12 protein-coding genes and 4 tRNA genes are annotated in these 17613 nt (G+C 61.1%); all 16 read left to right on the forward strand.

Annotation, left to right across the window (positions count from 1 at the left end; all coding sequences use genetic code 11):
- Window positions 1-194: 194 nt before the first annotated feature.
- The 16 genes from ACOJB8_RS28010 (at window position 195) to rpsL (ending at window position 17504) form a co-directional block, all read left to right on the forward strand.
- Window positions 195-280: transfer RNA gene (locus tag ACOJB8_RS28010), tRNA-Tyr, on the forward strand.
- Between the two features lie 50 nt (window positions 281-330).
- A tRNA-Gly gene (locus ACOJB8_RS28015) sits at window positions 331-404 on the forward strand.
- Window positions 405-436: 32 nt separating this feature from the next.
- Window positions 437-511, forward strand: a tRNA-Thr gene (locus tag ACOJB8_RS28020).
- A 109-nt stretch (window positions 512-620) separates the two neighbouring features.
- On the forward strand, window positions 621-1811 hold the full coding sequence (gene tuf, locus ACOJB8_RS28025; protein WP_028371383.1) for an elongation factor Tu: 1191 nt from the start codon (window positions 621-623) through the stop codon (window positions 1809-1811).
- Window positions 1812-1881: 70 nt separating this feature from the next.
- A tRNA-Trp gene (locus ACOJB8_RS28030) sits at window positions 1882-1957 on the forward strand.
- Between the two features lie 37 nt (window positions 1958-1994).
- On the forward strand, window positions 1995-2375 hold the full coding sequence (gene secE, locus ACOJB8_RS28035) for a preprotein translocase subunit SecE (protein WP_028208940.1): 381 nt from the start codon (window positions 1995-1997) through the stop codon (window positions 2373-2375).
- A 1-nt stretch (window position 2376) separates the two neighbouring features.
- Window positions 2377-2934 carry a transcription termination/antitermination protein NusG gene (nusG, locus tag ACOJB8_RS28040; RefSeq protein ID WP_028208939.1) on the forward strand — a complete coding sequence of 186 codons (558 nt, stop codon included), beginning with the start codon at window positions 2377-2379 and terminating at the stop codon, window positions 2932-2934.
- Window positions 2935-3125: 191 nt separating this feature from the next.
- Entirely contained in the window at window positions 3126-3557 is a 432-nt protein-coding gene (gene rplK, locus ACOJB8_RS28045; protein WP_069269337.1) for a 50S ribosomal protein L11, read from the forward strand.
- Entirely contained in the window at window positions 3558-4253 is a 696-nt protein-coding gene (rplA, locus tag ACOJB8_RS28050) for a 50S ribosomal protein L1 (RefSeq protein ID WP_069269336.1), read from the forward strand.
- 310 nt (window positions 4254-4563) lie between these two features.
- Complete coding sequence (gene rplJ / locus ACOJB8_RS28055) at window positions 4564-5061, forward strand: 50S ribosomal protein L10 (protein ID WP_069269335.1); 498 nt, start codon at window positions 4564-4566, stop codon at window positions 5059-5061.
- A gap of 78 nt (window positions 5062-5139) precedes the next feature.
- Window positions 5140-5514, forward strand: a complete 375-nt coding sequence (rplL, locus tag ACOJB8_RS28060; protein WP_027821097.1) for a 50S ribosomal protein L7/L12 — start codon at window positions 5140-5142, stop codon at window positions 5512-5514.
- Between the two features lie 376 nt (window positions 5515-5890).
- The gene (gene rpoB, locus ACOJB8_RS28065; RefSeq protein WP_475015562.1) at window positions 5891-9997 is read left to right on the forward strand and encodes a DNA-directed RNA polymerase subunit beta; all 4107 of its coding nucleotides are present in this window, start codon (window positions 5891-5893) and stop codon (window positions 9995-9997) included.
- 21 nt (window positions 9998-10018) lie between these two features.
- Window positions 10019-14272 carry a DNA-directed RNA polymerase subunit beta' gene (gene rpoC, locus ACOJB8_RS28070; protein WP_069269332.1) on the forward strand — a complete coding sequence of 1418 codons (4254 nt, stop codon included), beginning with the start codon at window positions 10019-10021 and terminating at the stop codon, window positions 14270-14272.
- Window positions 14273-14519: 247 nt separating this feature from the next.
- A complete protein-coding gene (locus tag ACOJB8_RS28075) occupies window positions 14520-14849 on the forward strand; it encodes a hypothetical protein (protein WP_368606207.1) in 330 nt (109 codons plus the stop codon).
- 159 nt (window positions 14850-15008) lie between these two features.
- On the forward strand, window positions 15009-16856 hold the full coding sequence (gene recQ, locus ACOJB8_RS28080; RefSeq protein ID WP_342949804.1) for a DNA helicase RecQ: 1848 nt from the start codon (window positions 15009-15011) through the stop codon (window positions 16854-16856).
- Window positions 16857-17123: 267 nt separating this feature from the next.
- A complete protein-coding gene (gene rpsL / locus ACOJB8_RS28085; protein WP_027797953.1) occupies window positions 17124-17504 on the forward strand; it encodes a 30S ribosomal protein S12 in 381 nt (126 codons plus the stop codon).
- Window positions 17505-17613 lie beyond the last annotated feature (109 nt).

The following is a 17613-nucleotide window of genomic DNA, read 5'->3' on the forward strand; positions in this document are numbered from 1 at the left end:
CACGCCGATGATAGTGCGGATTGCCCGTGTGAAAGTAGGTAATCGTCAGGCTCCTCTACAAGCGAGACCCCGGCCCTAAAAAGCCGGGGTTTTTGCTTTTCCGCTCTCCCTATAAGTGAGAGCGTTGTGGGTTCTGCTCCGAACAAAGTGCTTGACACTTATCGGATGTTCCCCCATAATCATCAGTTCTCTGCGGAGGGGTGCCCGAGTGGCTAAAGGGGGCAGACTGTAAATCTGTTGGCTTACGCCTACGTTGGTTCGAATCCAACCTCCTCCACCAGAATTCAGCTGTAGCAGTTAGTGTTGGGTCGGCAGTAGCCGGCGAACCTCGCGGGTGTAGCTCAATGGTAGAGCAGAAGCCTTCCAAGCTTACGACGAGGGTTCGATTCCCTTCACCCGCTCCAGCGAAGCTTTAAAGCGGTTCAGAGCAGTTTTCGCCCATGTGGCTCAGTGGTAGAGCACTCCCTTGGTAAGGGAGAGGTCGGCAGTTCGATCCTGCCCATGGGCACCAGCCGGTATCTAGCGGGCCTCAGAAGCCTCGCATCGAGCAGGCAGCAGCAAGCCAGTGATTGTTTGCGCGCCCCGCGCAACGTACGGAAAAATCCTCTTAGGAGTCGAAAATGGCCAAGGGTAAGTTTGAGCGGACCAAGCCGCACGTGAACGTGGGCACGATCGGTCACGTTGACCACGGCAAGACCACGCTGACGGCAGCGATCACGACGGTTCTGACCGCCAAGTTCGGCGGCGAAGCGAAGGCGTACGACCAGATCGACGCAGCGCCGGAAGAAAAGGCGCGTGGTATTACCATCAACACCGCGCACGTCGAGTACGAAACGGCTAACCGCCACTACGCACACGTCGACTGCCCGGGCCACGCTGACTACGTGAAGAACATGATCACGGGCGCGGCACAGATGGACGGCGCGATCCTGGTGTGCTCGGCCGCTGACGGCCCGATGCCGCAAACGCGTGAGCACATCCTGCTCGCCCGTCAGGTTGGCGTGCCTTACATCATCGTGTTCCTGAACAAGTGCGACATGGTCGACGACGCCGAGCTGCTCGAGCTGGTCGAAATGGAAGTGCGCGAGCTCCTGTCGAAGTACGACTTCCCGGGCGACGACACGCCGATCATCAAGGGTTCGGCCAAGCTGGCGCTGGAAGGCGACAAGGGCGAACTGGGTGAAGTGGCGATCATGAACCTGGCCGACGCACTGGACACGTACATCCCGACGCCGGAGCGTGCCGTTGACGGCGCGTTCCTGATGCCGGTGGAAGACGTGTTCTCGATCTCGGGTCGCGGCACGGTGGTGACGGGTCGCGTCGAGCGCGGCATCGTCAAGGTCGGCGAGGAAATCGAAATCGTCGGTATCAAGCCGACGGTGAAGACGACCTGCACGGGCGTGGAAATGTTCCGCAAGCTGCTCGACCAGGGTCAGGCAGGCGACAACGTGGGTATCCTGCTGCGCGGCACGAAGCGTGAAGACGTGGAGCGTGGCCAGGTGCTGGCCAAGCCGGGCTCGATCACGCCGCACACGCACTTCACGGCTGAAGTGTACGTGCTGAGCAAGGACGAAGGCGGCCGTCACACGCCGTTCTTCAACAACTACCGTCCGCAGTTCTACTTCCGTACGACGGACGTGACGGGCTCGATCGAGCTGCCGAAGGACAAGGAAATGGTCATGCCGGGCGACAACGTGTCGATCACGGTGAAGCTGATCGCTCCGATCGCGATGGAAGAAGGTCTGCGCTTCGCAATCCGCGAAGGTGGCCGTACCGTCGGCGCCGGCGTGGTTGCAAAGATCATCGAGTAAGTTTTTGCCAGTCTCGTTGATCGACTAAGTGGTTTCGGGGTTGGCGATGCCGTCAACCCCAAAATGGTTTAGGGGTATAGCTCAACTGGCAGAGCGTCGGTCTCCAAAACCGAAGGTTGGGGGTTCGATTCCCTCTGCCCCTGCCAACTTCTCGCGCCTCGGCGCGTTGTTCTTTAAGGTGTTATGGCGAATCCTTCCGTCGAAACTGTTAATACTTCCAGCGACAAGCTGATGCTTGCGGCGGGCGTATTGTTGGTTGTGGCCGGGTTCGTAGGGTTCTACTGGCTCGGTAGCCAGGAGTGGTATGTCCGCGGTGCAGCGCTCGCAGTGGGCGTGATCGCGGGGGTGGTAGTCGGTCTTCTCTCGGCGCCCGGCAAGAGCTTCATCGCGTTTGCCAAAGACTCGTACAAGGAAGTTCGCAAGGTCGTCTGGCCGACTCGCAAAGAGGCCACGCAAACGACCCTGGTGGTCTTCGGTTTTGTGCTGGCCATGGCCATCATTCTGTGGGTTTGCGACAAATCCATCGAGTGGGTGATTTTCTCGGCGATTCTGGGTTGGAAATGATATGAGCGATACACCGGCATCCCCGAGCGGAAAACGTTGGTATGTTGTGCACGCCTACTCCGGCATGGAGAAGAGCGTGCAACGTGCGCTTCAAGAGCGTATCGAACGTGCTGGCATGCAGGACAAGTTTGGCCAGATCCTCGTTCCGACTGAAGAAGTTGTCGAGGTGAAGGGCGGTCACAAATCGGTGACCGAACGTCGTTTCTTCCCGGGCTACGTCCTGGTTGAGATGGAAATGACGGACGAAACGTGGCACCTCGTGAAGAACACGGCAAAGGTGACCGGTTTCGTCGGCGGGGCGCGTAATCGCCCGAGCCCGATTTCGCCGCGCGAAGTCGAAAAGATCATGTCGCAGATGCAGGAAGGCGTTGAGAAGCCGCGCCCCAAGACCCTGTTCGAAGTCGGCGAGATGGTCCGCGTGAAGGAAGGTCCGTTCACGGACTTCAACGGCAGCGTCGAAGAAGTCAACTACGAAAAGTCGCGCGTCCGGGTCTCCGTCACCATTTTCGGTCGCGCCACACCGGTCGAACTCGAATTCGGCCAGGTCGAAAAGCTGTAAATCGAATACTACGGATCGCGCCTCGAGTGCGATCCGTTTTTCCGCGCTTACGGTCCGCGTTATGGCCGTAGAGGAGCGCCAGTAGTCCAGTCGGCTGTAGATGTCGCCAAAGCAGTTGGCACAGCGAAGATTGTGGTGAACGCGCGCTACCACTCACCAGAACGCTCACGCGTTCCAAAGAGGTTTTCAACATGGCAAAGAAAATCATCGGCTTTATCAAGCTGCAGATTCCTGCAGGTAAAGCCAATCCGTCGCCGCCGGTCGGCCCGGCACTGGGTCAGCGCGGCCTGAACATCATGGAGTTCTGCAAGGCGTTCAACGCGCAGACTCAAGCCATGGAACCGGGTCTGCCGGTTCCGGTCGTGATCACGGCATTCGCGGACAAGAGCTTCACGTTCATCCTGAAGACGCCGCCGGCTACGGTTCTGATCAAGAAGGCAGCGAAGGTCGACAAGGGTTCGGCCAAGCCGCACACCGACAAGGTCGCTACGATCACCCGCGCGCAAGCCGAGGAAATCGCCAAGACCAAGATGCCGGACCTCACGGCAGCCGATATGGACGCAGCGGTCCGCACGATCGCTGGCAGCGCCCGCTCGATGGGCATTATCGTGGAGGGCGTGTAAATGGCTAAGGTTTCGAAGCGTCAAAAGGCACTGGCTGCCAAGATCGACCGCCAAAAACAGTACCCGATCGGCGATGCTCTGTCGCTCGTGAAGGAATGCGCCACGGCGAAGTTCGACGAGTCGATCGACGTTGCAGTGCAGCTCGGCATCGATGCGAAGAAGTCGGACCAGGTCGTTCGCGGCTCGGTCGTTCTGCCCGCTGGTACCGGCAAGTCGGTCCGCGTCGCAGTGTTCGCGCAAGGTGAAAAGGCTGAACAAGCCAAGGCAGCAGGCGCAGAGATCGTCGGTATGGAAGACCTCGCCGAGCAGATCAAGGGCGGCAACCTGAACTTCGACATCGTGATCGCTTCGCCGGACACGATGCGCGTCGTCGGTACGCTCGGTCAGATCCTCGGCCCGCGCGGCCTCATGCCGAACCCGAAGGTCGGCACCGTGACGCCGGACGTGGCGACCGCGGTCAAGAACGCGAAGGCTGGTCAGGTGCAATTCCGTGTCGACAAGGCCGGTATCATCCATGCCACGATCGGCCGTGCATCGTTCGAGCCGACCGCGCTGCGCACCAACCTGGACGCGCTCCTCGACGCGCTGACCAAGGCGAAGCCGGCAACGAGCAAGGGCGTGTACCTGCGCAAGATCGCTGTCTCGAGCACGATGGGTGTTGGCGTTCGCGTCGACCAGACGTCGCTCGCAGCGTAATGGTTTTGCCGCGCTGAGGCTCAAAAGGGCGGCAGCGCGGATTTAAAGGGCTTTGGGCGGTTGCGCAGCGGCAGTAAGCGCGGTGCAACCGGTTGTCAAAGACCGTTGGCGGAAGTGCAGCAGTTGGGTGCTTCCTTAATGCAAAGCCAACGCAGATGGCGAACCCGAAAAGGTTTTGAAGTGCTGATGTGAGCGGATGCAGGCGGTAACGCCTGACGATGCAAACTGATTTACTCCGGACTGGTCGGTCGCCGTTGTTGAACGCGGCACATGATGCGAAAGCGAAGTGTGTCGAATCTGGAGGTTAACCGTGCCACTGAACAAAGAAGGTAAGCAGGCCGTCGTGGCTGAAGTCTCCGCGCAAGTCGCGAAGGCTCAGACCATGGTGCTGGCCGAGTATCGTGGAATCGCGGTTGGCGATCTGACCAAGCTGCGCGCGAAAGCGCGTGAGCAGCAGGTGTACCTCCGCGTGTTGAAGAACACGCTGGCGCGTCGCGCTGTCGAAGGTACCCCGTTTGCTCCGCTGGCAGAGCAGATGACTGGCCCCCTGATCTACGGCATCTCGGAAGATGCAATTGCTGCTGCGAAGGTCGTCAATGACTTCGCGAAGGGCAATGACAAGTTGGTCATCAAGGCTGGTTCCTACGAAGGCAAGGTGATGGACGTGGCAGGCGTGCAAGCGCTGGCCAACATCCCGAGCCGCGAAGAACTGCTCTCGAAGCTGCTGTTCGTTATGCAAGCTCCTGTTTCCGGCTTCGCGCGTGCTCTGGCCGCGCTGGCGGAGAAGAAGCAAGCAGAAGCTGCCTGATTTCAGGCAGACGAACGAGCAAGAGCAAGCGAGAAAGATCGCTAGCTGTTTCCGAATTCAAATCTGGAGTAATTTCAAATGGCAATCGCAAAAGAAGACATCCTCGAAGCCGTTGGCTCGATGTCGGTTCTTGAACTGAACGAACTGGTCAAGGCGTTCGAAGAGAAGTTTGGCGTGTCGGCAGCTGCTGTGGCAGTCGCTGGCCCGGCAGGCGGCGGCGCTGCTGCTGCTGCTGAAGAGCAGACCGAATTCACGGTCAACCTGCTCGAAGCCGGCGCAAACAAGGTTTCGGTCATTAAGGCCGTTCGTGAACTGACGGGTCTCGGCCTGAAGGAAGCGAAGGACCTGGTCGACGGTGCACCGAAGCCCGTGAAGGAAGCGGTGCCCAAGGCTGCTGCTGAAGAAGCGAAGAAGAAGCTGGAAGAAGCCGGCGCGAAGGCTGAAATCAAGTAAGTTTCAGCGCGCTGTGCGAAGGCTGGCGGTTTTTACACCGCCGGCCTTTTTGTGCTTTGTGGGTTCTGCGTTTTTGTGTTCGATTTTTTAGAAGTCGGAGGCGGGATGCGGGACCCAGAAGCCAAAGAAAAACGTCTTTCGCCGGGTGAGTGCCTCAAGGGCACGATCCTTGCGCACGATGCTTCTCTTTGTCTTCTGAAGCGACTGCAGAAGGCAAGTTTGGTCGGGCAGCGGGCACGTTATGACAAGCCGAAATCCGTTGCCGTCAGCCAGCGGTTGGTAGAGGCCAACCACCAAGCTTCCAGGGCTCGCGAAGCCATCGGGTCTCAGTCGGTGAACACTCGGGTCGTCCTACCCGCCGTGATTCGGAGATCGTATGCACTATTCCTTCACCGAGAAGAAGCGTATTCGCAAGAGTTTCGCGAAACGCCCCATCGTTCACCAGGTTCCTTTCCTGCTGGCTACCCAGCTTGAATCATTCAGCACATTCCTGCAAGCAGAAACGGCGACCGCACAACGCAAACCGGAAGGTCTGCAGGCAGCGTTTTCGTCCGTTTTTCCTATTGTTTCCCATAACGGCTTTGCTCGTCTAGAGTTCGTCAGCTACATGCTGTCGTCGCCGGCATTCAACATCAAGGAATGCCAGCAACGCGGCTTGACGTACTGCTCGGCGCTGCGCGCCAAGGTCCGTCTCGTCCTGCTTGACAAGGAATCGCCGAGCAAGCCGGTCGTGAAGGAAGTGAAGGAGCAGGAAGTGTACATGGGCGAAATTCCGCTCATGACGCCGACTGGTTCGTTCGTCATCAACGGCACCGAGCGTGTCATCGTCTCGCAGCTGCATCGCTCGCCTGGCGTGTTCTTCGAACACGACAAGGGCAAGACGCACAGCTCGGGCAAGCTGCTCTTCTCGGCCCGTATCATTCCCTACCGCGGTTCGTGGCTCGACTTCGAGTTCGACCCGAAGGACGTGCTGTACTTCCGCGTCGACCGTCGCCGCAAGATGCCGGTCACGATCCTGCTGAAGGCCATCGGCCTCACGCCGGAACAGATCCTCGCGAACTTCTTCGTGTTCGACAACTTCACGCTGATGCCGGAAGGCGCGCAGATGGAGTTCGTGCCGGAGCGTCTGCGCGGTGAAGTCGCGCGCTTCGACATCAGCGATCGCGAAGGCAAGGTCATTGTCCAGAAGGACAAGCGGATCAACGCGAAGCACATTCGCGATCTCGAAAGCGCGAAGACGACGTACATTTCGGTCCCCGAAGATTATCTGCTCGGCCGCGTTCTCGCGAAGAACGTCGTCGACGGCGACACGGGCGAAGTGATCGCGAACGCGAACGACGAGATCACCGAAAGCGTGCTCGAGAAGCTGCGCGAAGCGAAGATCAAGGACATCCAGTCGCTCTACACGAACGATCTGGACCAGGGTCCGTACATCTCGTCGACGCTGCGTATCGACGAAACCGCCGACAAGATGGCCGCGCGCATCGCGATCTACCGCATGATGCGTCCGGGCGAGCCGCCGACCGAAGAAGCGGTCGAGGCGCTGTTCAATCGCCTGTTCTACAGCGAAGAAGCGTACGACCTCTCGAAGGTGGGTCGTATGAAGTTCAACCGCCGCGTCGGCCGTGACGAAATCGTCGGCCCGATGACGCTGCAGGACGACGACATCCTCGCGACCATCAAGATCCTCGTCGAGCTGCGCAACGGCAAGGGCGAAGTGGACGACATCGACCACCTCGGCAACCGTCGCGTGCGTTGCGTGGGCGAACTCGCGGAAAACCAGTTCCGCGCGGGTCTCGTGCGCGTCGAACGTGCAGTGAAGGAACGCCTCGGCCAGGCCGAAAGCGAAAACCTGATGCCGCACGACCTGATCAACTCGAAGCCGATTTCGTCGGCGATTCGCGAGTTCTTCGGTTCGTCGCAGCTGTCGCAGTTCATGGACCAGACCAACCCCCTCTCGGAAATCACGCACAAGCGTCGTGTTTCCGCACTGGGCCCGGGCGGTCTGACGCGTGAGCGCGCAGGCTTCGAAGTCCGCGACGTGCACCCGACCCACTACGGCCGCGTGTGTCCGATCGAGACGCCGGAAGGTCCGAACATTGGTCTGATCAACTCGCTCGCACTGTACGCGCACCTGAACGAATACGGCTTCCTCGAAACGCCGTATCGCAAGGTTGCAGACGGCAAGGTGACCGACCAGATCGACTACCTGTCGGCGATCGAAGAAGGCCGTTACGTGATCGCTCAGGCGAACGCGGCAGTGGCGGAAGACGGCACGCTGACCGACGAACTGGTTTCGTCGCGCGAAGCGGGCGAAACGCTGATGGTCACGCCGGACCGCATCCAGTACATGGACGTGGCGCCGTCGCAGATCGTCTCGGTTGCAGCCTCGCTGATCCCGTTCCTCGAGCACGACGACGCGAACCGTGCACTGATGGGCTCGAACATGCAGCGTCAGGCCGTGCCTTGCCTGCGTCCGGAAAAGCCGGTCGTCGGTACGGGTATCGAGCGCACGGTTGCGGTCGACTCGGGTACGACGGTTCAGGCGCTGCGTGGCGGCGTGGTCGACTACGTCGACGCAGGCCGTATCGTGATTCGTGTGAACGACGACGAAGCGGTTGCTGGTGAAGTGGGTGTGGACATCTACAACCTCATCAAGTACACGCGTTCGAACCAGAACACGAACATCAACCAGCGTCCGATCGTGAAGATGGGCGACAAGGTTGCGCGCGGCGACGTGCTGGCTGACGGCGCATCGACCGATCTGGGCGAGCTCGCGCTCGGCCAGAACATGCTGATCGCGTTCATGCCGTGGAACGGCTACAACTTCGAAGACTCGATCCTGATCTCGGAGAAGGTGGTTGCGGACGACCGTTACACGTCGATCCACATCGAAGAACTGAATGTCGTTGCACGCGACACGAAGCTCGGGCCGGAAGAAATCACGCGCGACATTTCGAACCTCGCGGAAGTGCAGCTTGGCCGTCTCGACGAGTCGGGCATCGTGTACATCGGCGCGGAAGTCGAAGCGGGCGACGTGCTCGTGGGCAAGGTCACGCCGAAGGGCGAAACCCAGCTCACGCCGGAAGAAAAGCTGCTGCGCGCGATCTTCGGCGAGAAGGCTTCTGACGTGAAGGATACGTCGCTGCGCGTGCCCTCGGGCATGAGCGGTACGGTCATCGACGTGCAGGTGTTCACGCGTGAAGGCATCCAGCGCGACAAGCGTGCACAACAGATCATCGACGATGAACTGAAGCGCTATCGCCTCGACCTGAACGACCAGCTGCGCATCGTGGAAGGCGACGCGTTCCAGCGTCTCGCACGCATGCTCGAAGGCAAGGTCGCGAACGGCGGTCCGAAGAAGCTCGCGAAGGGCACGAAGATCGAGCGCGCGTACCTCGAAGATCTGGATCACTACCACTGGTTCGACATCCGCCTCGCGGACGAAGAAGCAGCGGCGCAGCTCGAAGCGATCAAGAACTCGATCGAAGAGAAGCGTCACCAGTTCGATCTGGCCTTCGAAGAGAAGCGCAAGAAGCTCACGCAAGGCGACGAACTGCCGCCGGGCGTGCTGAAGATGGTCAAGGTGTACCTCGCGGTGAAGCGCCGTCTGCAGCCTGGCGACAAGATGGCAGGCCGTCACGGTAACAAGGGTGTGGTGTCGAAGATCGTTCCGATCGAAGACATGCCGTACATGGCCGATGGCCGTCCGGCAGACGTCGTGCTGAACCCGCTCGGCGTGCCGTCACGGATGAACGTGGGTCAGGTTCTCGAAGTGCACCTGGGCTGGGCCGCGAAGGGTCTGGGCTGGCGTATCGGCGAGATGCTTGCGCGTCAGACGAAGGTTGCAGAGCTGCGTGAATTCCTCACGAAGATCTACAACGAATCGGGCCACAAGGAAGACCTCGACAGCTTCAGCGACGACGAGATCCTCGAACTCGCGAAGAACCTGCGCGAAGGCGTGCCGTTCGCAACGCCGGTGTTCGACGGTGCGACCGAAGAGGAAATGGGCAAGATGCTCGATCTGGCATTCCCGGACGACGTCGCCCAGAACCTCGGCATGACGCCGTCGAAGAACCAGGTGCGTCTGTACGACGGCCGCACGGGCGAGATGTTCGAACGTACGGTCACCGTGGGCTACATGCACTACCTGAAGCTGCATCACCTTGTCGACGACAAGATGCACGCGCGTTCGACGGGTCCGTACTCGCTCGTTACGCAGCAGCCGCTGGGTGGTAAGGCGCAATTCGGTGGTCAGCGCTTCGGTGAAATGGAAGTGTGGGCGCTCGAAGCGTATGGCGCTTCGTATGTGCTGCAGGAAATGTTGACGGTGAAGTCCGATGACGTGACGGGCCGGACGAAGGTGTACGAAAACCTCGTCAAGGGCGACCACGTGATCGACGCGGGCATGCCGGAATCCTTCAATGTGCTGGTGAAGGAAATCCGCTCGCTCGGCATCGACATCGACCTCGACCGCAACTAATCGGACTACGGAGAGAAGGCAATGAAAGCTCTGCTCGATCTATTCAAGCAAGTCCAACAAGAAGAAGTTTTTGACGCGATCAAGATCGGTCTGGCCTCGCCGGACAAGATCCGCTCGTGGTCGTTCGGCGAAGTGAAGAAGCCGGAGACGATCAACTACCGTACCTTCAAGCCGGAACGGGATGGTCTGTTCTGCGCGAAGATCTTCGGGCCGATCAAGGACTACGAGTGCCTGTGCGGCAAGTACAAGCGCCTGAAGCACCGTGGCGTGATCTGCGAGAAGTGCGGCGTTGAAGTCACGCTGGCGAAGGTGCGTCGCGAACGCATGGGCCACATCGAGCTGGCCTCGCCGGTCGCGCACATCTGGTTCCTGAAGTCGCTGCCGTCGCGTCTGGGCATGGTGCTCGACATGACGCTGCGCGACATCGAGCGCGTGCTGTACTTCGAGGCATACGTGGTGATCGAACCGGGCATGACGCCGCTGAAGGCGCGTCAGATCATGACCGAAGAGGATTACTACAACAAGGTCGAGGAGTACGGCGACGAATTCCGTGCCGAAATGGGCGCGGAAGGCGTGCGTGAACTCCTGCGCGCGATCAACATCGACGAGCAGGTCGAAACGCTGCGCACCGAGCTGAAGAACACCGGCTCGGAAGCGAAGATCAAGAAGTACGCGAAGCGCCTGAAGGTGCTCGAGGCCTTCCAGCGTTCGGGCATCAAGCCCGAATGGATGGTGCTCGAAGTGCTGCCGGTGCTGCCGCCCGAACTGCGTCCGCTGGTGCCGCTGGACGGTGGCCGTTTCGCGACTTCGGACCTGAACGATCTGTATCGCCGCGTCATCAACCGTAACAACCGTCTGAAGCGTCTGCTCGAGCTCAAGGCGCCGGAGATCATCGTCCGCAACGAAAAGCGGATGCTCCAGGAAGCGGTTGACTCGCTGCTCGACAACGGTCGTCGCGGCAAGGCGATGACGGGCGCGAACAAGCGTCCGCTGAAGTCGCTCGCCGACATGATCAAGGGTAAGGGCGGCCGCTTCCGTCAGAACCTGCTGGGCAAGCGCGTGGACTACTCGGGCCGTTCGGTCATCGTGGTGGGTCCGACGCTCAAGCTGCACCAGTGCGGTCTGCCGAAGCTGATGGCGCTCGAACTCTTCAAGCCGTTCATCTTCAACAAGCTGGAAACGATGGGCGTTGCCACGACCATCAAGGCTGCGAAGAAGGAAGTCGAGAACCAGACGCCGGTGGTGTGGGACATCCTCGAAGAGGTGATCCGCGAGCACCCGGTGATGCTCAACCGTGCGCCGACGCTGCACCGTCTTGGCATTCAGGCTTTCGAGCCGGTGCTGATCGAAGGTAAGGCAATCCAGCTGCACCCGCTCGTTTGCGCGGCGTTCAACGCCGACTTCGACGGTGACCAGATGGCTGTTCACGTTCCGCTGTCGCTCGAAGCGCAGATGGAAGCGCGTACGCTCATGCTCGCGTCGAACAACGTCCTGTTCCCGGCCAACGGCGATCCGTCGATCGTGCCGTCGCAGGATATCGTGCTGGGCCTGTACTACGCCACGCGTGAAGCGATCAACGGCAAGGGCGAAGGCATGACGTTCACGGGCGTGTCGGAAGTGCTCCGCGCGTACGAGAACAAGGAAGTCGAGCTGGCCTCGCGCGTGAACGTGCGTATTACCGAAATGGTCCACAACGAGGACAAGTCGGAAGGCGCACCGGCATTCGTGCCGAAGATCTCGCTGTACGCAACGACCGTTGGCCGCTCGATCCTGTCGGAAATTCTGCCGCCGGGTCTGCCGTTCTCGGTGCTGAACAAGCCGCTGAAGAAGAAGGAAATTTCGCGTCTGATCAACACCGCGTTCCGCAAGTGCGGTCTGCGCGAAACGGTGATCTTCGCTGACCAGCTGATGCAGTCGGGCTTCCGCCTGGCAACGCGCGCCGGTATTTCGATCTGCGTGGACGACATGCTCGTGCCGCCGCAGAAGGAAACCATCGTCGGCGAAGCCGCGAAGAAGGTGAAGGAGTACGACCGTCAGTACATGTCGGGTCTCGTCACCGCGCAGGAACGCTACAACAACGTGGTCGACATCTGGTCGAACACGTCGGAAGCGGTCGGCAAGGCGATGATGGAGCAGCTCGCGACGGAACCGGTCATCGACCGCGACGGCAAGGAAACGCGTCAGGAATCGTTCAACTCGATCTACATGATGGCCGACTCGGGCGCGCGGGGTTCCGCAACCCAGATTCGCCAGCTCGCGGGTATGCGCGGCCTGATGGCGAAGCCGGACGGCTCGATTATCGAAACGCCGATTACCGCGAACTTCCGCGAAGGTCTGAACGTGTTGCAGTACTTCATCTCGACCCACGGTGCACGTAAGGGTCTGGCTGATACGGCACTGAAGACCGCGAACTCGGGTTACCTGACGCGTCGTCTCGTCGACGTGACCCAGGATCTCGTGGTCGTCGAGGACGATTGCGGCACGTCGAACGGCGTGGCGATGAAGGCCCTCGTGGAAGGCGGTGAAGTCGTCGAAGCGCTGCGCGACCGTATTCTCGGCCGTGTTGCGGTGGCGGACGTCGTCAATCCGGAAACGCAGGAAACGATCTACGCTTCGGGCGACCTGCTCGACGAAGACGCGGTCGAAACGATCGAAAGCCTCGGCATCGACGAAGTGCGCGTGCGCACGCCGCTCACCTGCGAAACGCGTTATGGCCTGTGCGCAGCCTGCTATGGCCGCGACCTCGGCCGCGGCTCGCGCGTGAACGTCGGCGAAGCCGTCGGCGTGATCGCGGCACAGTCGATCGGCGAACCGGGCACGCAGCTCACGATGCGTACGTTCCACATCGGTGGTGCGGCGTCGCGTGCGGCAGTGGCCTCGTCGGTGGAAGCCAAGTCGAACGGTACCGTGCGCTTCACGGCGACGATGCGTTACGTCACGAATGCGAAGGGCGAGCAGGTCGTCATCTCGCGTTCGGGCGAAGCCATCATCGCCGACGATCACGGCCGCGAGCGCGAGCGTCACAAGGTGCCGTACGGCGCGACGCTGCTGCAGCTCGATGGCGCAGCGATCAAGGCCGGCACGCAGCTCGCAACGTGGGATCCGCTCACGCGTCCGATCATCACCGAGTACGGCGGTACGGTGAAGTTCGAGAACGTCGAGGAAGGCGTGACCGTGGCCAAGCAGATCGACGACGTCACGGGTCTGTCGACCCTCGTCGTGATCGACGTGAAGCGCCGCGGTTCGCAGGCGGCGAAGAGCGTGCGTCCGCAGGTCAAGCTGCTCGACGCGAACGGCGACGAAGTGAAGATCCCGGGCACGGAGCATTCGGTGCAGATCGGCTTCCAGGTCGGCGCACTGATCACCGTGAAGGACGGTCAGCAGGTGCAGGTCGGTGAAGTGCTCGCACGTATCCCGACCGAAGCCCAGAAGACGCGTGACATTACCGGTGGTCTGCCGCGTGTGGCGGAACTGTTCGAAGCACGTTCGCCGAAGGACGCAGGTATCCTGGCGGAAGTCACGGGTACGACGTCGTTCGGTAAGGACACGAAGGGCAAGCAGCGTCTCGTTATCACGGACCTCGAAGGCAATCAGCACGAGTTCCTGATCGCGAAGGAAAAGCAGGTGCTGGTCCACGACGGTCAGGTCGTCAACAAGGGCGAAATGATCGTGGACGGCCCGGCCGATCCGCACGACATCCTGCGTCTGCAGGGTATCGAAGCGCTGTCGCGTTACATCGTGGACGAAGTGCAGGACGTGTACCGTCTGCAGGGCGTGAAGATCAACGACAAGCACATCGAAGTGATCGTGCGTCAGATGCTGCGTCGTGTGCAGATCACCGACAACGGTGATACGCGCTTCATCCCGGGCGAGCAGGTCGAGCGTTCGGACATGCTGGACGAAAACGACAAGATGAACGCCGAGGACAAGCGCCCGGCAACGTACGAGAACGTGCTGCTCGGTATTACGAAGGCATCGCTCTCGACCGATTCGTTCATCTCGGCGGCATCGTTCCAGGAAACGACCCGCGTGCTGACCGAAGCGGCGATCATGGGCAAGCGCGACGATCTGCGTGGCCTGAAGGAAAACGTGATCGTCGGTCGTCTGATTCCGGCTGGTACGGGTCTCGCCTTCCACAAGGCGCGCCGTGCGAAGGAATCGTCGGATCGCGAGCGTTTCGACCAGATCGCAGCGGAAGAAGCGTTCGAGTTCGGTACGCCGGAAACCCCGGCCGCCGAGCCGCAGCCGCAACAGCCGCATACGACGGACGAGTAAGCGCGGGGCGGCGCAAGCCGCCTTTCGCTGCGGGCTCCCATGCCCTCGCAAAAGCCGCCTGGTTTTCACCGGGCGGCTTTTTTATTGGCGCGCGCGTTTCTCGCTTACGCCTGCGGCCTCGTGCCGCAGTGCCGGCCCGCTCGCTGCGCACATCGGTGAGGCGTGCTAACGTAGCGCGCCAAGTCCGCCTGTATGGGTCCTTTCTTACGACGCTGGCGGCGTTTATATGAATCTGGAGGCGGTAATCATGTGGGTGGTCGGGGTCGGTCTCATCCTGAATCTGGTGGCATGTGTCGCCAGCTTTTCGCAGCTGCTGCATCACGTCAGCAATCAGTCCGCGGCGAACTTCTTCGCGACCTTCCTCGTGATGTGGGCTTTCCTGATCATCGGTTTCATCATGCTGCTGGCGGGCAGGATCAAGGGCGGCGCCGCGCTGCTCACGATCGGCTCACTCATGTTCGTCGGCGCCAACGTCGTGCTCTTCGGGGCGAGCGCATTCACGATCGCCGCCGCGGTCGTGGCCGTCGTGACGATCGTCGGTGCGTTTCGGATCGCGCGCCGGCGCCTCGCTGCCTGACGAGCCCGCTTCATCCTGGTTGTTCGCGTTCGCAATCTGCGCGCGATTTCCGCGGTTTCTCCTGGCCGAATGGCCAATCTTCACGGTAGCGGCGGTCAAGGCGCGTCCGGGTTGGTAAAATCCGGCCCACCGCCTTTGCTCCGCACGCTCACCGCCTTCATGTCCCGTTCCCTCGAAATCCTCAACGAAGTCTTCGGCTATCCCGCGTTTAGAGGGCAGCAAGCCGAAATCGTCGAGCACGTCGCAGGGGGCGGCGATTCGCTGGTGCTCATGCCGACCGGCGGCGGCAAATCGCTCTGCTATCAGATTCCCGCACTCGTGCGGCACGAAGCCGGGCTCGGTGCCGGCATCGTCGTGTCGCCGCTCATCGCACTCATGCAGGACCAGGTGGCCGCACTCACGGAAGTGGGCGTGCGCGCCGCGTATCTCAACTCGACGCTGAGCGGCGCCGAAGCGGCGGCGACCGAGCGGGCGCTGCGCGAGGGCGATCTCGACCTGCTTTACGTCGCGCCCGAGCGCCTCATGACGTCGCGCTTCCTCGACCTGCTCGAGCGCACGCGCATTGGCCTCTTTGCCATCGACGAAGCGCACTGCGTCTCGCAATGGGGCCACGACTTCCGGCCCGAATACATCCAGCTCTCGGTGCTGCACGAGCGCTTTCCGAACGTGCCGCGCATCGCGCTCACGGCAACCGCGGACGCCATCACGCGCGACGAGATCGCGCACCGTCTCGCGCTCGACGACGCCCGTGTGTTCGTTTCGAGCTTCGACCGGCCGAATATCCGCTACCGCATCGTCGAGAAGGACAACGCGCGCTCGCAGTTGCTCGACTTCATCCGCGCGGAGCATACGCGCGCCGACGGCACCACGGATGCCGGCGTCGTGTATTGCCTCTCGCGCCGCAAGGTCGAGGAAACGGCCGAGTGGCTGAAAGGGCAGGGCTTGCGCGCGCTGCCGTACCACGCCGGCATGGAATTCGAGGTACGCCAGAAGCACCAGGAGCTGTTCCAGCGCGAAGAAGGCGTGGTGATGTGCGCCACCATCGCATTCGGCATGGGCATCGACAAGCCGGACGTGCGTTTCGTCGCGCATCTGGATTTGCCCAAGAGCGTGGAAGGCTACTACCAGGAAACCGGCCGCGCGGGGCGCGACGGGCTGGCGGCCAACGCATGGATGGCCTACGGTCTGGGCGACGTGGTACAGCAGCGCAAGATGATCGACGAGTCCGAAGCCGACGAGCAGCACAAGCGCGTGCAAACAGGCAAGCTCGACGCACTGCTCGGCCTGTGCGAAGCGGCCACATGCCGGCGCGTGCGCCTGCTCGCGTACTTTGGCGAAGAGAGCAAGCCGTGCGGCAACTGCGATACCTGTCTCGAGCCGCCCGCCACGTGGGACGCCACGCGTGAGGCGCAAATGGCGCTTTCGTGTGTGTTCCGCGCGCAGCGCGCGAGCGGCTTCAATTTCGGCGCCGGCCACCTGATCGACATCTTGCGCGGCAACCGCAACGAGAAGATCCTGCAGCGCGGGCACGAGAAAATCTCTACCTTCGGCATCGGCTCCGCGCTTTCCGAGCCGGAATGGCGCGCGATCTTCCGGCAACTGGTGGCATTCGGCTATCTCACCGTCGACCACGACGGCTACGGCTCGCTCGTGCTCACCGAGGCGAGCAAGGCGGTGCTCAAGGGCGAGCAGAATGTCACGATGCGTCGTTACGTGAAACCCACGCGTACGCGGACTTCGTCAAGCCGCACCAGCGAGCGGGCCGATCCGACCCTTGGCATGAGCCCGCGTCAGCGCTCGCGCTGGGAGCGCCTGCGCCTGTGGCGCACCGAAACCGCGAAGAGCGAGGGCGTGCCGGCCTACGTCATCTTCCACGACGCTACGCTGGCGGAAATCGCGCGCAACGGCCCGGAGTCGGTGGACGAATTGCGTGACATCCCCGGCATCGGCGCGCGCAAGCTCGAGCGCTTCGGCGAGGAACTCGTCGAGGTCGTCGGCGACGAATAAGGCGCGCTGTTCCCGCACCGGGTATTCCGGACGCCGCCGGATTGTCACGGCGCTGTCGCTTCCTCCGTCGTCCGAAATGTCGCAAGCCATTGACTCGCTTGGTCTTTTCGGAATATCATGCTGGGTTCCGGTCTTTGGGATGTCTGTGCTCGTCGATTGATTTGACGAAAACTAACGTCAAATACCCAGTCCGGAGTTCGATACGTATGGTTTTCCGCTTTGCCCGGAAATAAATGCGTCGATTTTGTTCAATTTCAGGAATAAACAATGCCAACCATCAATCAACTGGTTCGCAAAGGCCGCGCTTCGGAAGCTACGAAGAGCAAGTCGCCGGCCCTGCAGGACTGCCCGCAGCGTCGCGGCGTGTGCACCCGTGTGTACACGACGACGCCGAAGAAGCCAAACTCGGCACTCCGTAAGGTCGCCAAGGTGCGCCTGACGAACGGCTTCGAAGTCATTTCGTACATCGGTGGTGAAGGCCACAACCTGCAGGAACACTCGGTCGTGCTGATCCGCGGCGGCCGTGTGAAGGACTTGCCGGGTGTGCGTTACCACATGGTTCGTGGCTCGCTGGATACCCAGGGCGTCAAGGATCGTAAGCAGGCTCGTTCGAAGTACGGCGCAAAGCGCGCGAAGGCTGCGAAGTAAGAGTCAGGTGTCGTCGTGCTCGCGAGAGTGCCGGCGATAAAAGCGACAGGTGCCGGATTGGCCGGTGCTGTCGAGTAAGTGGTCACCCGACCAGGCTGGTAAGTCGTAA

This window comes from Paraburkholderia sp. BR10141, assembly GCF_056155635.1.

Bases quoted from the DNA above. Each gene is read 5' to 3' on its own strand.
- tuf (WP_028371383.1), top strand. From the start codon at position 621: ATGGCCAAGGGTAAGTTTGAGCGGACCAAGCCGCACGTGAACGTGGGC.
- secE (WP_028208940.1), top strand. From the start codon at position 1,995: ATGGCGAATCCTTCCGTCGAAACTGTTAATACTTCCAGCGACAAGCTG.
- nusG (WP_028208939.1), top strand. From the start codon at position 2,377: ATGAGCGATACACCGGCATCCCCGAGCGGAAAACGTTGGTATGTTGTG.
- rplK (WP_069269337.1), top strand. From the start codon at position 3,126: ATGGCAAAGAAAATCATCGGCTTTATCAAGCTGCAGATTCCTGCAGGT.
- rplA (WP_069269336.1), top strand. From the start codon at position 3,558: ATGGCTAAGGTTTCGAAGCGTCAAAAGGCACTGGCTGCCAAGATCGAC.
- rplL (WP_027821097.1), top strand. From the start codon at position 5,140: ATGGCAATCGCAAAAGAAGACATCCTCGAAGCCGTTGGCTCGATGTCG.
- rpoB (WP_475015562.1), top strand. From the start codon at position 5,891: ATGCACTATTCCTTCACCGAGAAGAAGCGTATTCGCAAGAGTTTCGCG.
- rpoC (WP_069269332.1), top strand. From the start codon at position 10,019: ATGAAAGCTCTGCTCGATCTATTCAAGCAAGTCCAACAAGAAGAAGTT.
- ACOJB8_RS28075 (WP_368606207.1), top strand. From the start codon at position 14,520: ATGTGGGTGGTCGGGGTCGGTCTCATCCTGAATCTGGTGGCATGTGTC.
- recQ (WP_342949804.1), top strand. From the start codon at position 15,009: ATGTCCCGTTCCCTCGAAATCCTCAACGAAGTCTTCGGCTATCCCGCG.
- rpsL (WP_027797953.1), top strand. From the start codon at position 17,124: ATGCCAACCATCAATCAACTGGTTCGCAAAGGCCGCGCTTCGGAAGCT.